General features: G+C 61.3%; 10 protein-coding genes and 1 pseudogene. 8 read left to right on the top strand and 3 right to left on the bottom strand.

Translation table 11 applies throughout. The features are described 5' to 3' along the window. Nucleotides 1–156 precede the first annotated feature (156 nt). Nucleotides 157–375: pseudogene (locus tag L1Z78_RS28105) on the bottom strand (fatty acid hydroxylase); the annotation flags it as partial. Nucleotides 376–521: 146 nt separating this feature from the next. Here L1Z78_RS28105 and L1Z78_RS20355 point away from each other — a divergent pair. The 4 genes from L1Z78_RS20355 to L1Z78_RS20340 all read left to right on the top strand — a co-directional run bounded on the left by L1Z78_RS20355 (nt 522) and on the right by L1Z78_RS20340 (nt 8,276). Next, nucleotides 522–2,846, top strand: a complete 2,325-nt coding sequence (locus tag L1Z78_RS20355; protein WP_234638161.1) for a type I restriction-modification system subunit M — start codon at nt 522–524, stop codon at nt 2,844–2,846. Continuing rightward, a complete protein-coding gene (locus tag L1Z78_RS20350) occupies nt 2,843–4,150 on the top strand; it encodes a restriction endonuclease subunit S (RefSeq protein WP_234638160.1) in 1,308 nt (435 codons plus the stop codon). The genes L1Z78_RS20355 and L1Z78_RS20350 overlap by 4 nt, the downstream gene beginning before the upstream one ends. 35 nt (nt 4,151–4,185) lie before the next feature. Next, entirely contained in the window at nt 4,186–7,470 is a 3,285-nt protein-coding gene (locus L1Z78_RS20345) for a type I restriction endonuclease subunit R (protein ID WP_234638159.1), read from the top strand. A 395-nt stretch (nt 7,471–7,865) separates the two neighbouring features. After that, nucleotides 7,866–8,276: a hypothetical protein gene (locus L1Z78_RS20340; protein WP_234638158.1), complete on the top strand. Its 411-nt coding sequence runs from the start codon at nt 7,866–7,868 to the stop codon at nt 8,274–8,276. A 37-nt stretch (nt 8,277–8,313) separates the two neighbouring features. On the opposite strand, the gene L1Z78_RS20335 is transcribed toward L1Z78_RS20340, so the two are convergent. Next, nucleotides 8,314–8,664 (bottom strand): ArsR/SmtB family transcription factor, encoded by a 351-nt coding sequence (locus L1Z78_RS20335; protein ID WP_047473815.1) that lies wholly within the window; start codon nt 8,662–8,664, stop codon nt 8,314–8,316. A gap of 345 nt (nt 8,665–9,009) precedes the next feature. Between L1Z78_RS20335 and fusA the strand changes: the two genes are divergently transcribed. After that, entirely contained in the window at nt 9,010–11,112 is a 2,103-nt protein-coding gene (gene fusA, locus L1Z78_RS20330) for an elongation factor G (RefSeq protein ID WP_234638157.1), read from the top strand. 16 nt (nt 11,113–11,128) lie between these two features. On the opposite strand, the gene L1Z78_RS20325 is transcribed toward fusA, so the two are convergent. Continuing rightward, entirely contained in the window at nt 11,129–12,073 is a 945-nt protein-coding gene (locus L1Z78_RS20325; RefSeq protein ID WP_234638156.1) for a LysR family transcriptional regulator, read from the bottom strand. 152 nt (nt 12,074–12,225) lie between these two features. Between L1Z78_RS20325 and L1Z78_RS20320 the strand changes: the two genes are divergently transcribed. From L1Z78_RS20320 to L1Z78_RS20310, 3 genes are read left to right on the top strand one after another with little or no spacing between them, the layout of a single operon-like run. Further along, nucleotides 12,226–13,101 carry an ureidoglycolate lyase gene (locus L1Z78_RS20320; protein WP_234638155.1) on the top strand — a complete coding sequence of 292 codons (876 nt, stop codon included), beginning with the start codon at nt 12,226–12,228 and terminating at the stop codon, nt 13,099–13,101. Further along, nucleotides 13,082–13,840 carry an SDR family NAD(P)-dependent oxidoreductase gene (locus L1Z78_RS20315; RefSeq protein WP_234638154.1) on the top strand — a complete coding sequence of 253 codons (759 nt, stop codon included), beginning with the start codon at nt 13,082–13,084 and terminating at the stop codon, nt 13,838–13,840. Before L1Z78_RS20320 ends, L1Z78_RS20315 begins: the two co-directional genes overlap by 20 nt. Nucleotides 13,841–13,886: 46 nt before the next feature. Then, nucleotides 13,887–14,876, top strand: coding sequence for a tripartite tricarboxylate transporter substrate binding protein (locus L1Z78_RS20310; protein WP_234638153.1), 990 nt, complete (start codon nt 13,887–13,889; stop codon nt 14,874–14,876). The last annotated feature ends 7 nt before the right edge of the window (nt 14,877–14,883 follow it).

Genomic DNA, 14,883 nt, shown 5'->3' with positions numbered 1-14,883 from the left:
CCTTCAAATATTTGCTGTTCAGCAAATATTGCATAAATAGCAAATATGTAGCCGTTGGTGCCGCCGAGGCGACTACCTGCTCAACGCGAGCCGCGCCCATGCAGCTGACCCTGCGTTTCCCTGCCTCGCCGCCCTTGCGCCTGCATAGCTCCCCGGCAACAGCGTGTAGCTGCGGTTCACCGTGGTCAGCCGTCGGTCGCTCCAGCGCTCGGCCGGAAACAGGCTCTCCAGCGGTCGCATCACGCCTGCGATCAGCAAGAACTGCAGCCCGGCAATCAACACCGACTCGGCAATCTCGCGCGGAACGTCGGCCGCCTGGGCGATGTCCAGCCAGTGGACGGTGGGGGTTACGGCATGGGTGACGAGCCAGGTGATGGCTGCCTGTCATAGCTCGGTCGGTGGGGTCGTGGGTTGTGCCTGCCTGCGAAAAGCCTTGGGGAGGGCTGGGCGGAAATCCACCCCGAAGCCCGTGCAATACTCGCCCTCGTAGGGTTGAAACCCCAAGCCCTCGTTCGTAACACATGACCCAAGAAACCAACAACCTCGCCGCCGACCTGTGGGCGCTGGCCGACCTGCTGCGCGGCGATTTCAAGCAGAGCCAATATGGCCGCGTCATCCTGCCCTTTGCGCTGCTGCGCCGCCTGGAGTGTGTGCTGGAGGGCAGCAAGCCAGCTGTGCTGGCCGAAGCCGCCAAGGTCGAGAAAATGGCCATTGCCGAAGAGGCCAGAGAAAAGCTGCTCCGGCGTGCCACCGGTGGCCTGTCTTTCTTCAATACCTCGCCCATGGACCTCAGCACCCTGGGCGAGTCGGGCATCAAAGCCAATCTGGAACGCTACATCCAGTGCTTCTCCAAAGACGCCCGCGAGATTTTTGACCACTTCAAGTTCGCTGAATTCATTGGTTTGCTCAACGATGCCAACCTGCTCTACAAGGTCGTGCAAAAAGTCCGCACCATGGACCTGCACCCCAAGGTCGTTTCCAACCACGACATGGGTCTGGTGTTTGAAGAGCTGATCCGCAAGTTTGCCGAAAGCTCCAACGAGACGGCAGGCGAGCACTTCACCCCGCGTGACATCGTGCGCCTCACCACCTCGCTGGTATTCATGGAAGACGATGAAGCCCTCACCAAGCCCGGCATCATCCGCACCATTTACGACCCCACAGCGGGCACGGGCGGCTTTCTCTCGGCAGGCATGGAATATGTGCACGAGCTGAACCCCCAGGCCGTGATGCGCGCCTTTGGCCAGGAGCTCAACCCAGAGAGCTATGCCATCTGCAAGGCCGACATGCTCATCAAGGGGCAAGAGGTCGACAACATCAAGCTCGGCAACACGCTGTCCAACGACCACCTCTACGCCAGCAAGTTTGACTACATGCTCTCCAACCCACCCTTTGGCGTGGACTGGAAAAAGATCGAAGGCGACATTACCGACGAACACACCCTCAAAGGCTTTGACGGCCGCTTTGGCCCCGGCCTGCCGCGTGTGTCGGATGGCTCGCTGCTGTTTTTGCTGCATCTCATCAGCAAGCTGCGCGATGTGAAGGACGGCGGCTCACGCATCGGCATCATCCTCAATGGCTCGCCGCTCTTCACTGGTGGCGCAGGCTCGGGCGAATCGGAAATCCGCCGCCATATTCTGGAAAGCGACCTGCTCGAAGCCATCGTCGCCCTGCCCACCGACATGTTCTACAACACCGGCATTGCCACCTATGTGTGGGTGCTGTCGAACAAAAAGCGTGCTGAGCGCAAAGGCAAGGTGCAGCTTATCAATGGCACCAACCTCTGCGGCAAGATGCGAAAATCGCTGGGTAGCAAGCGCAATGTGATGGATGAGGCCGACATTGCCACCATCACCCGTTGCTTTGGCCAATTTGAGGTGGTCAAAGCGCAGGCGCTCAACAAACCGGCGGAAGCCAAAAGCAACCGGGGCCGCCAAGCCGCCAACCCCAAGCCTGAAGGCGTCAAAACCTTTGCCAGCAAAATTTTTTCCACGCACGAGTTTGGCTACCGCCGCATCACCATCGAGCGGCCCCTGCGCCTGTCGTGGCAGTTCAGCGATGAACGCATTGCCAGCCTGCGCTTTGAGTCTGGCGCGCTGAATGCAGCCATGCAGTGGGTCTACGCCGAGTACGGCCAGCTCTACTGGCAAGACGCTGTCGATTGCGACCTCTACGGCCAGCTGGACGACTACACCGAAGAAATACGCGCCCACCTCAAGCGCCACTTTGCCGACCTCAAGGAAAAGCAGATCAAAGACCTGCTCGACACCAAAACCTGGCTGGCGCAAAAGGCCGTGCTGCTCAAAGCCCGCGCCCTGCAAAGTGAAATCGGCAGCGCCCAGCACGACGACTTCAATGCCTATGACGAAGCCATCAAGGCCGCGAGCAAGCGGGCCGGCATCACGCTCGACGCCAAAGAGAAAAAGCAAATCGCCGATGCCGTGAGCTGGAAGAACCCCGCCGCTGAAAAAGTGGTCAAGAAGGTGCACAAAGGTAAGGCCAACCCACTGTATGGCCTGTTTGCCGTGAACCAGGAAGTCATTGAATACCAGGCTGATGGAGAGCTGCGCGACTTTGAAAACGTGGCCCTGGACCCCAGCCGCACGGTGAGCGCCAGCGTGGAGGCCTACTTCATCGCCGAAGTGCAGCCCCATGTGCCCGATGCGTGGATGGACGCCAGCAAGCGCGACGCCAAGGATGGCGAGATTGGCATCGTCGGCTACGAAATTCCGTTCAACCGCCACTTCTACCAGTACCAGCCGCCACGCCCGCTGGAAGCCATTGATGCCGATCTGGATGCCGTGAGCGCCGAGATCATGGCCCTGCTGCACGAGGTGCATTCGTGAATCGGTACAAGGCTTATCCGGAGTACAAGGATTCCGGGCTTCAATGGTTAGGTCATATTCCTACACATTGGGATCTTGTACAGAGCCGTCGCCTTTTTGCTCAGCGCAAAGAAAGAGCGCGACAAGGCGATGAACAACTAACTGCATCTCAGAAATACGGCGTTATCTACCAAAAGCTTTTTATGGAGCTTGAAGGACAAAGCGTTGTTCAAGTTTTTACTGGTACTGACATCCTCAAGCATGTTGAGAAAAACGATTTTGTAATAAGTATGCGTAGCTTTCAGGGTGGGCTAGAGCTGTGCAGCTATCCAGGCTGTGTCAGTTCCGCTTACGTTGGATTAATTCCAATCAAGCACGTACGCCCTGAGTTTTTTAAGTACCTATTTAAATGTTCCCCATACATCCAGGCTTTACAAAGTACATCAAACTTAGTTCGTGACGGCCAGGCACTTAGATTCGAGAATTTTTCACAAGTGCATTTGCCTTGCGTTCCAGATGACGACCAAAAGAAAATCGCCGCTTTCCTCGACCACGAAACGGCGAAGATTGATGCCTTGATCGAGAGGCAGCAGCGGCTGGTTGAGTTGCTTAAGGAAAAGCGCCAAGCCGTTATCAGCCACGCCGTCACCAAAGGTCTCAACCCCAATGCCCCGATGAAAGATTCTGGCGTGGAGTGGCTAGGCGAAGTACCCGCGCATTGGGTTGTTAAAAAATTCAGTCATTGCACTATTGTCAAAAGTGGTCAAGTCGATCCGACCAGGCTTCCATACAGCGGGTTCACATTAATCGCGCCAAATCACATCGAAAGTGGAACGGGGAAAATTATTGGCCTCGAAATTGCAGAAGATCAAGGTGCTGATAGTGGAAAGTATTTGTGTAGCGAGGGAGAGGTTATTTATTCAAAGATTCGCCCAAATTTGGCAAAAGTGTGTCTATCGCCAAGCAATGAAACTATTTGCAGCGCTGATATGTATCCGATCAGTGGAATAAATGGGCTTTCTAATAAATTTCTATATTGGAGCTTGCTCTCAAACTGGTTTACAAGCTTTGTCACACTCGAATCTGATCGTGTCGCAATGCCAAAAATCAACAGGGAAAAATTGGCAGAAATTTTGCTGCCTATCCCTCCAGAGAATGAGCAAGCGGAAATTGCCGTTTGGCTCATAAATAAGACTGATATTGTTGATTCCTTGCTGGAAAAAGCAAGAAATGGCATTGAATTGCTTCAAGAGCGCCGCACTGCCCTCATTTCCGCCGCCGTTACCGGCAAGATCGACGTGCGCGACTGGCAAGCCGCTGCCTGACTGTCTTCACCCGCAAAGCCAAACCTTCCTTGACCATGAGCGACCAAGCCACTGAACGCATCTTTCAAGACGACATCATTCGCCAGTTGCTGGCAAATGGCTGGTTGCTAGGCTCGCCGGAAAAGTACAACCGCGAACTGGCCTTGTACCCCGAGGATGCGCTGGGCTTTGTGCAAGAGACGCAAGACACGCAGTGGCAAAGGTTTTGCGCCAACCACCCTAAGGATGCGGAGCAGAAGTTCTTGCAACTGATCGCTGCGCAACTGGGCAAAGGCGACCCGAATGCCACGCACAAAGACAGCCGCACCTTTGGCACGCTGGGGGTGCTGCGCCACGAGCTGCGCGACCGCAATGCGCGCCTGTCGCTGTGCCAGTTCAAGCCCGAGCACGACCTGAACCCGGACACGCTGGCCCGCTACGCCAAAAACCGCCTGCGCGTGGTGCCGGAGCTGGTGTACAGCCCGTGGTGTACCGATGCCTGTTTAGCGGAGACAGGCGCCAAGGCCAAGGCGTGGCGCATTGACCTGGTGCTGTTTGTCAACGGCGTGCCGGTGGCCACGCTGGAACTGAAAAGCGAGTTCAAGCAGGCGGTGGACCGGGCAGTGCGGCAGTACAAAACCACACGCCTGCCGGTGGACCCGGTGGCCAAGAAGCCGGAGCCGCTGCTGACATTTAAGCGCGGTGCGCTGGTGCACTTTGCGGTGAGCCAGTACGAGGTGCACATGGCCACGCGGTTGGAGGGCGAGGAAACGTACTTTTTGCCCTTTAACAAAGGCACGGCAGACGGCGGCGCGGGCAACGATGTGCCAGACGACATCCACCGTTATGCCACCGATTACCTGTGGAACGAGGTGCTGCTGCCGCACAACCTGCTCAACATCCTGGCCCGCTTTGTGCACTTGCAAATTGAGGACAAGGAAGACTGGGAAGGCCGCAAGTACAAGAAGGAAAGCCTGATCTTCCCCCGCTACCACCAGTGGGACGTGGTGGGCAAGCTGCTGGCGGCGGCGCACAGCGAGGGGCCGGGGCAGAAGTATTTGATTCAGCACAGCGCGGGCTCGGGCAAGTCGAACTCGATTGCCTGGGTGGCGCACCAGCTCTCGTCGCTGTACAAGGCCGAGGGCAAAAAGCAGTTTGACTCGGTGATTGTGGTGACGGACCGCACGGTGCTCGATGCGCAGTTGCAAGACACGATCTACCAGTTTGAGCACACCGATGGCGTGGTGGGGCGCATCAACAACAAAGAGGGCGATGGCTCCAAGTCTGAGAAGCTAGCCGCGGCTTTGGAGTCTGCCCAGCCCATCATCATCGTCACCATCCAGACCTTTCCGTTTGTATTGAAGGCGATTGAAAACAGCGTGAGCCTGAAACAGCGCTGCTACGCCATCATTGCCGACGAGGCGCATTCGTCGCAAAGCGGCTCCACGGCGCGGCAGCTCAAAGAGGTGCTGATGAAGGAAGCCAGTGAAGCGGGAGATGAGGCTGCCGAACTGGATAGCAACGACATCATTGCCGCCACGGTGGCGTCGCGCCCCGCATCGGGCAACCTGAGCTACTTTGCTTTTACCGCCACGCCCAAGGCCAAGACGCTGGAGCTGTTTGGCCGCGTGCCGCGCCCGGACGAGGTGCCTTCCGCCACCAACAAGCCAGCGGCGTTCCACGTGTACAGCATGCGGCAGGCGATTGAGGAGGGCTTCATCCTCGACGTGTTGAAGAACTACACCAACTACAAGGTGGCTTACAAGCTGGCTCTGAAGGTGCAGGATGCTGATGCCGAGGTGGAAAGCAAGCGCGCCAAGGTGAAGCTGAACCAATGGGTACGCCTTCATGACCACAACATTGCCCAAAAGGTGATGGTGATCGTGGAGCACTTCAAAGACAACGTGATGGGCTTGCTGGGCGGGCAGGCCAAGGCCATGGTGGTGACCAGCTCGCGCAAGGAGGCGGTGCGCTACAAGCAGTGTTTCGATAAGTACATAACGGAGAAGGGCTACCAGAAGATTCACGCCATGGTGGCGTTTTCGGGTGAGGTGGAGTTCACCGACAAAGACCCGGCTGCGGCGGGCCAGATCGGCGAGAAGTTCACCGAGACGAATATGAACCCGAACCTCAAGGGCCGCGACATGCGCAAGGCTTTCGATTCGGACGACTACCAGGTGATGATCGTCGCCAACAAGTTCCAGACCGGCTTTGATCAGCCCAAGCTGTGTGCCATGTATGTGGACAAAAAGCTGGTCGGGGTGGAGTGCGTGCAGACGCTGTCGCGCCTGAACCGCACCTACCCGAACAAGGCCGAGACAGGCACCTATGTGCTCGACTTCTTCAACGAGCCGGATGAAATCCTTGCGGCGTTTCAGCCCTACTACCAAACGGCGGAGCTGCTGGATGTGTCGGACCCGAACCTGATCTTTGCGCTGCAGGACAAGCTGCGGGCAGGGGGCATTTTTACGTGGCAGGAGGTGGAGCAGTTCTGCGCGGCGTTTTATGTGAAGAACAGGAGCAACGCGGCCATTGCCAACATTTGCAAGCCGGCGGTGCAACGCTGGCAGCTGCGCTACAAATCAGCGGTGGAGGCGTTCAAGAGCGCCAAGGACATGTTTGAACGCACCCAAAAGACGGGCGATGCCGTGCTGATTGCGAACGCCGAGAAAAGCCTGAAGGAATGCCAAAAGGAAAAAGACGCGCTCGAAATTTTCAAGAAGGATTTGGGCACGTTTGTGCGCTTTTACGAGTTCATGTCGCAGATCGTGGATTACGACGACACCGACTTGGAAAAGCTGAGCCTGTACGCGCGCAGCCTGCGACCCATGCTGCGCGAAACCTTGCTGAGCGAAGACGACATTGACCTGGGCAACGTGGTGCTGAGCCACTACCGCGTAGCCAAGATTCGCCAGCAGGATCTGGTGCTGAAAGAAAACAGCGCAGAGTACAAGCTGGTGCCCGGCGAAGGCCTGGGCACGGCCAAGCCGCAGGACAAGAAGGAAGAGTTTCTATCGCAGATCATCCACCGCCTGAACGAGGTGTTTGTGACCGACCAGCTCACCGACAAGGACATGGTGAACTACGCCTATACGATCCGCGACAAGGTGGGCGAGAACATCAAGGTGATGAAGCAGATCGAGAACAACTCGCCCGAACAGGCCATGCTGGGCGACTTCTCCAAGGCGATAGACGATGCCATCATGGACAGCAGTGAAGCCCATCAGAACCAGATGATGCAGTTGCTGGCCGATCCGAGCAAGGCAGCCAACTTTGCGCGAATAGTATTTGATCTGCTGGTGCAGGGTAATCCCCCCAATATCCAACGTTCCGAGAAGTAGATTGGTTACGCGGGAGGTCTAATCGCTGATTTGGGGTAGTGCCCAAGGTTATGTGAGGGCGGTCGTGATGTGTTTTCACCTTGGAAGTGACTTCGAGCTTCGGGCAAATCACTGAATTTCTGTTTCCGCAGGCTGGGCCTCCGCCCCTAACTCTTCCTAGCCCTCCCCATCACCTCAGCCGTACTACACCCCAGCCCCCGCGCAATCCTTGAACACGATAGTCGAGGTCGGCATGTGCTCGCCACGCTCCACCTGGTCCGTGTACGAGCGCTCGATATCGGCGAGGTTGGTTGATGACGGCTGGCTTTTGAAGCCTGCGCTGATCGTTTGCACCCCCGGCCATGAGTTAAAGAAAACGTGGCCCAGCGCACCTTGCGAACCAAGAATTGTGAGCCATGACTCACGCACACCCAGGTTCATTTGAGCAACGAACCTCCGCCACCACTCCCCAACCCAACCTCGAAGACCTAGCCATAGACGCCGTCCTGCACCTTGGCGCTGCCCTGGACGTCCTTGACCTGCACGCCCGTCACAACATCACAGCCATCAACTGCGTGTGCCGCGACCTGCTGCGCATCTACTACGCCAAGGCCGATCAGGCGCAGTCGCTTGAGCCGCAGGACAAGGAACTGCTGGGCCTGCTGTACGACACGGCGGTGAACCTGGGCTATGCCATTGAGGTGGTGGACCATCTGAATGGCGATGAGGCTGACGACCCCATCCTCTATGCCGTGAGCTATCTGCTCAAGGCGGCCAAGCGGTTTGCGGATGAGGGCGTTGCTGCGGCGCTTGCCGTGAAGGGGTAGGGCGCAGGGCTGCCGCCTGCGTTGCGGGGGCCGGGCTTCAGGGGCAGGGTTTGAGGTGCGCTGCCGTGGTCTGTTCGGTGAGAGGGTCTTCGGCCAGGGCCTGCAGCAGCGCGTCCAGCAGGCCGGGAAAGCGTGCGTCCAGGTCTTCGCGGCGCAGGGAGAGCAGGTTCTCGCGACCGTCCGGGCGCTGCCAGATCACGCCGCTGTCACGCAGCACGCGCCAGTGGTGGGTCATGGTGGATTTGGATTGGCCCTGCAAGAGCGAGCCGCAGGCGCGCTCATGGCCTGCGGCCAGCGCGCGCACCACGGCCAGGCGCAGGGGGTTGCCCAGGGCGTTGAGCAGGTTTTCCAGGCGTATCTGTTCGCGGTCGGGGTGGTTGGCAAGCATGAATCGTCCTCAGGACTTGTGCAAACAGGTGGCAGCTAAGCGCTGCGCCCTGTGGCAAAACGCTGGGGGCGTTCCTTCTTGCGCAAGTCGTAATCCTCTCGATGGGGCGCCACTGTGCCATGGAAGCAATGCCGCACGTCGCTGATGCGGCGTGGCGCGGGCAGTTATCTGGCAGACAGGGGCATGGCGTGGTGAAAACATGAATCGTTCTGCAAGAAGTTGCGGAAGATAGTACGATTGTCTTCGTACATTCCAATTGTCATCAACCCTCATTCAACCCCCGCGAGAATCCGACCCTTCGGCAGATCACGCACCTACGCTTTTGCAGCACTCAGGAGTCCTTTCATGGCCCGCCATACCCCCATAGAACGCTATCGCAACATTGGTATCTCCGCGCACATTGATGCCGGCAAGACCACCACGACCGAGCGCATCCTGTTCTACACCGGGGTGAGCCACAAGCTGGGCGAGGTGCATGAAGGCGCGGCCATCATGGACTGGATGGAGCAGGAGCAGGAGCGCGGCATCACCATCACCTCGGCGGCCACCACCTGCTTTTGGAAGGGCATGGACGGCCGCTTTGACCAGCACCGCATCAACATCATCGATACCCCTGGCCACGTGGACTTCACGATTGAAGTGGAGCGTTCCATGCGCGTGCTCGACGGCGCCGTGATGGTCTATGACGCCGTGGGCGGCGTGCAGCCGCAGTCCGAAACGGTCTGGCGCCAGGCCAACAAGTACAAGGTGCCGCGCCTGGCCTTCGTCAACAAGATGGACCGCACGGGCGCGGATTTTCTGCGCGTGCGGCAGATGATGGTGGACCGCCTCAAGGCCAACCCCGTGCCCATCGTGCTGCCCATTGGCGCGGAGCAGCAGTTCACCGGCGTGGTGGACCTGCTCAAGATGAAGGCCATCATCTGGGACGAGGCCACGCAGGGCATGAAGTTCGAGTACCAGGACATTCCCGCCGCCATGCTGGCGGACGCCAAAAAGTGGCGCGAGTCCATGGTGGAGGCGGCTGCCGAGGCCAGCGAAGACCTGATGAACCGCTACCTGGAAGAGGGCGACCTGCCCGAGGCCGACATCCTGCGCGGCCTGCGCCTGCGCACCATTGCGGGCGAGATCCAGCCCATGCTGTGCGGCTCGGCCTTCAAGAACAAGGGTGTGCAGCGCCTGCTGGACGCCGTGGTCGAGCTCATGCCTTCCCCGCTGGAAGTGCCGCCCGTTGAGGGCCATGCGGAAGACGGCTCCATCATCGTGCGCCATGCCGATGACAGCGAAAAGTTCTCTGCCCTGGCCTTCAAGCTGATGACCGACCCCTTCGTGGGCCAGCTCACCTTTGTGCGCGTCTACTCGGGCGTGCTCAACAAGGGCGACAGCGTGCTCAACTCCGTCAAGGACAAGAAGGAGCGCATCGGCCGCATCGTGCAGATGCATGCCAATGAACGCCTGGAGGTCGATGAAATCCATGCCGGCGACATTGCCGCCTGCGTGGGCCTGAAGGACGTGACCACGGGCGAGACCCTGTGCGACCCGTCCGCACCCATCGTGCTGGAGAAGATGGTCTTCCCCGAGCCCGTGATCGCCCAGGCCGTGGAGCCCAAGTCCAAGGCCGACCAGGAAAAGATGGGCATCGCCCTGTCGCGCCTGGCGGCCGAAGACCCGTCGTTCCGCGTGCGCACCGACGAGGAATCGGGCCAGACCATCATTGCCGGCATGGGCGAGCTGCACCTGGAAATCATCGTGGACCGCATGAAGCGCGAGTTCAACGTGGAAGCCAACGTGGGCAAGCCCCAGGTGGCCTACCGCGAGACCATCCGCAAGAAAGTGACCGACGTGGACGGCAAGTTCGTGCGCCAGTCAGGCGGCAAGGGCCAGTACGGCCACGTGGTCTTCACGGTGGAACCCCAGGAACCCGGCAAGGGCTTCGAGTTTGTCGACGCTATCAAGGGCGGCGTGGTTCCTCGCGAGTACATCCCTGCGGTGGAAAAGGGCGTGGTCGAGGCACTGACCAGCGGCGTGCTGGCCGGCTACCCCGTGGTGGACGTCAAGGTCACGCTGACCTTTGGCTCCTACCACGACGTGGACTCCAACGAAATGGCGTTCAAGATGGCCGCCATCTTCGGCTTCAAGGAGGCCGCGAAGAAGGCCAGCCCCGTCATCCTCGAACCCATGATGGCCGTCGAGGTCGAGACGCCCGAAGACTACGCCGGCACCGTCATGGGCGACCTGTCCTCGCGGCGCGGCATGGTGCAGGGCATGGACGACATGGCCGGCGGCGGCAAGTCCATCAAGGCCGAAGTGCCCCTGTCCGAAATGTTCGGCTACGCCACCTCCCTGCGCTCGCAAACGCAAGGCCGTGCCACCTACTCCATGGAGTTCAAGCACTACGCCGAAGCGCCCCGCAACGTGGCCGAAGCGGTGATCAACGCCAGGGCGAAGTAAGCGCGCAACAGGCGTCTCAACACGCTTTGGCGGCCTGCGCGGCGGTGCGCAGGCACTCGGCCAGCAGGGTGGCGGCGGGCGAAAGCCGCGCCCCCCGGCGGGTGGCGATGCCAAAGCCTTCGTGCCGCGCCTGCAGGGTCAGCGGCAGGCGCCGCGCGATCTGGTGTTCTTCGCAGAACGCCATGGTGCCCGTTGCCATCAGGGCGACGGCTTGCGGGTCTTGCTTGAGCAGCAGCATCGTGGCCAGGGAGGATGCGGTCTCGATGGGGTGGCACGCCAGGCTCAGGCCCGCCTGCGCCAACTCGCGCTCCAGCAGATGTCGCAAGGGCATGCTGCCGGGGTAGAGCACCCAATGCGATTCGACCAGTTGCTCCAGCGTGACCTGCGGGGCCTGTGCGAGGGGGTGGTGCATGCCCACGGCAATGGCCACGTCTTCGTCCAGCAGCGGCTCGTAGTCGAAGTGCTCGGGGTGGCTTGAGACGCTGGTGCGGCACAGCGCCAGATCCAGGGTGCCCTGGTTGACCTGGTTCAGCAATTCGATGCTGATGCTCTCGCGCACATGGACCAGGATGGCGGGCTGCAATTGCCGCAGCTGGGCCAATGCCCCCATCAGCACCGAGTGCAGCGCGCCGGTGATGCAGCCGATGGCCAGGCGCCCGCCGCTGCCGCGCAGCACGCCGTCCATTTCCTCGCGCAGGTTGCCCAGGTCCGCGTGCATCAGCCTTGCGTAGCGGGTGATGCAGCGGCCCATTTCGTTGGGCTGCACGCCGTGGGGCGTGCGCACGAACAGCGCGGTGCCGAAGGTCGATTCGACCTCCTGCAAGGCCTTGGTCAGGCCCGGCTGCGTCATCGCCAGGCGTTGCGAGGCCTTGTGCAGGGAGCCGCATTCCTCCAGGGCCACCAGCAGGCTGAGCTGCCGAAACTTCAGGCGGGAAGCGATGGAGGCAAGACTGGGGAGCATGGCGATTCCCGTTGGTTATGGCGTGATCAACAGGTCTCACTATGCAGTAGCGGGGGCGCTGCCCACAATTTCAGGCATACCCATGCGGGAGGGATGCGGCACAGAAGGCGTTTCCTGGCGTGGGCTGTTCTCATTCCAACCAGGAGAGCTGAATGAAGTTGCTGCGCTACGGACTGGCGGGCCGCGAAAAGCCCGGTCTCATGGACACGGACGGACGCCTGAGGGACCTGTCCGCCCATGTGCCCGATATCGACGGCACGGTGCTGGACCCCGCAAGCCTGGACAGGCTCAGGGCGCTCGATGCCTCGAAGCTGCCGCTGGTCGAAGGCAGGCCGCGCCTGGGTGCCTGCGTGGCCGGCATCGGAAAGTTCGTTTGCATCGGGCTGAACTACGCGGACCACGCGGCCGAATCCGGCATGCCCGTGCCGGCGGAGCCGGTGGTCTTCGGCAAGTGGACGTCGGCCGTCGTCGGGCCGAACGACGATGTCGTGCTGCCGCGCGGCTCCATGAAGACGGACTGGGAGGTCGAGCTCGGCGTGGTCATCGGCACGGCCGCGCGCTATGTGGGCGAGGAGCAGGCCATGTCCCACGTGGCCGGCTATTGCGTGGTCAACGACGTGTCGGAGCGCAGCTACCAGCTTGAACGCGGCGGCACCTGGGACAAGGGCAAGGGCTGCGACACCTTCGGCCCCACCGGCCCCTGGCTGGTCACGGCCGATGAGGTGCCCGACCCGCATGCGCTGGGCCTGTGGCTGGAGGTGGACGGGCGCCGCTACCAGGATGGCAGCACGGCCACCATGATTTTTCGGATACCGCAGTTGATCGCCTATCTGAGCCGCTTCATGACCCTGCGGCCCGGGGATGTGATTTCCACCGGCACGCCGCCCGGCGTGGGCATGGGGTGCAAGCCCGAGCCGGTGTTTCTGCGGCCCGGACAGACCATGCGCCTGGGCATTGACGGGCTGGGCGTGCAGCAGCAGCGTGTCGTCGCGCATGGGGAGGCTTCGCATGGCCAGCCATCCGCTTGAAGGGCGAACCGCTGTCGTGACAGGCGGCGCGCAGGGCATCGGCCTGGCCGTGGCCAGGCGCCTGCTGGCCGAAGGCGCGCGGGTGTGTCTGTGGGACCAGGATGGCGATGCGCTTGCCGCGGCCACCCGGTCCCTGCAGGGCCTGGCCGTGCAGGCCGTGCATACCGTGCGGGTGGACGTCACGGACCTGCCGCAGGTCGAGCAGGCGGTGGCCGCCACGCAGGCGGGGTGCGGGCCCATCGATATTCTTGTGCATGGCGCCGGCATCGCCGGTGCCAATGCGACGGTGGCTGATTACTGCCCCGCCGAGTGGCGCCGGGTGATCGAGGTCAACCTGACCGGGGCCTTCCATGTCAATCGCGCCGTGGTCGCAGGCATGGCGGCGCGCAACTACGGGCGCATCGTCAACATCGCGTCGATCGCGGGCAAGGAGGGCAACCCGAACGCCGCCGCGTACAGCGCCGCGAAGGCCGGCGTCATTGCCTTGACGAAAAGCCTGGGCAAGGAGACAGCCCACCAGAACATCGCCGTGAACGCCATCACGCCCGCCGCCGCGCGCACGCGGATCTTCGAGCAGATGTCCGCATCGCACATCGAATACATGCTGTCGAAGATTCCGCGCGGGCGGTTTCTGGAGGTGCAGGAGGTCGCCTCCATGGTGGCCTGGCTGGTGTCCGAGGAAAACTCGTTCACGACTGCGGCGGTGTTCGACCTGTCGGGCGGCAGGGCGACCTATTGACCAGGCACTGAACCCGGCACTGGGCCGGGCACGGAGGAGGCAGACCATGACAATGACACGACGCGCGGCCCTCGTATCCGCATCCGCATCGGCCTGTGTGCTGGCCGCCACGGGCTGGCCCCGGGGCGCGCAGGCCGCCGGCGACTACCCTTCCAAGGCGATCGAGCTGATCGTTCCCGTGGCGGCGGGTGGCGGCACCGACCTGGTCGGCCGGGCCTTTGCCGAGGCCGCCAAGAAATACCTGCCCCAGCAGCCCATGCTGGTCATCAACCGGCCCGGGGCCAGTGGCGCGATCGGCATGTCGGAGCTGATCCAGGCCAGGCCCGATGGCTACAAGATCGGCATCATCATCTGCGAGATCACGATCATCCCCCACCTGGGTATCACCCGGTACACGGCCGCCGACCTGCGCCCGGTCGCGGGCCTGAATGCCGATCCTTCCGCCGTGACCGTGCGGGCCGATGCGCCCTGGCAGTCGATCCACGAGTTCCTGGCGCACGCCCGCCAGCAAAGCCATCCCGTCACCATCGGCAATGCGGGCATGGGGTCGATCTGGCACATGGCTGCGGCGGCCTTTGCCGAAAAAGCCGATGTGCCTGTCAACCATGTCCCGTTCCTGGGCGCCGCACCTGCCGTGGTGGCTTTGCTGGGAGGGCATGTGGATGCGATCGCCGTCAGCCCTGGCGAGGTCGCGCAGCATGTGGCGGCGGGAAAGCTGCGCACGCTGGCGGTGATGGCCGATCAGCGGGTCGGCGGCATGTTCGGGAAGGTGCCGACGCTGCGCGAAAGCGGCATCGATCTGTCCATCGGCGTGTGGCGCGGGCTGGCCGTGCCCCGGTCCACACCGGCCGAGGTCGTCGCCCGGCTCGGAGAGGTGGCGCGCAAGGCCGCCGATGACGCGGTGTTCCGCGATGCGCTCGGCAAGGCCCATCTGGGCTGGGCCTACATGGATGCCGCTGCGTTCCAGGCGGTCATCGACAGGGATGCCGCGTTCTACGCGGCGCTGGTGCCCAGGCTGGGCCTGGGGCCGCGCTGAATGTGAT

This window comes from Delftia tsuruhatensis (assembly GCF_903815225.1).
GTDB lineage: Bacteria > Pseudomonadota > Gammaproteobacteria > Burkholderiales > Burkholderiaceae_C > Comamonas > Comamonas tsuruhatensis_A.
This window is presented reverse-complemented; position numbering and strand designations above follow the sequence as displayed.

Coding starts and splice junctions, on each gene's coding strand:
- L1Z78_RS20355 (WP_234638161.1), top strand. CDS start 522: ATGACCCAAGAAACCAACAACCTCGCCGCCGACCTGTGGGCGCTGGCC.
- L1Z78_RS20345 (WP_234638159.1), top strand. CDS start 4,186: ATGAGCGACCAAGCCACTGAACGCATCTTTCAAGACGACATCATTCGC.
- L1Z78_RS20340 (WP_234638158.1), top strand. CDS start 7,866: ATGACTCACGCACACCCAGGTTCATTTGAGCAACGAACCTCCGCCACC.
- L1Z78_RS20335 (WP_047473815.1), bottom strand. CDS start 8,664: ATGCTTGCCAACCACCCCGACCGCGAACAGATACGCCTGGAAAACCTG.
- fusA (WP_234638157.1), top strand. CDS start 9,010: ATGGCCCGCCATACCCCCATAGAACGCTATCGCAACATTGGTATCTCC.
- L1Z78_RS20325 (WP_234638156.1), bottom strand. CDS start 12,073: ATGCTCCCCAGTCTTGCCTCCATCGCTTCCCGCCTGAAGTTTCGGCAG.
- L1Z78_RS20320 (WP_234638155.1), top strand. CDS start 12,226: ATGAAGTTGCTGCGCTACGGACTGGCGGGCCGCGAAAAGCCCGGTCTC.
- L1Z78_RS20315 (WP_234638154.1), top strand. CDS start 13,082: ATGGCCAGCCATCCGCTTGAAGGGCGAACCGCTGTCGTGACAGGCGGC.
- L1Z78_RS20310 (WP_234638153.1), top strand. CDS start 13,887: ATGACAATGACACGACGCGCGGCCCTCGTATCCGCATCCGCATCGGCC.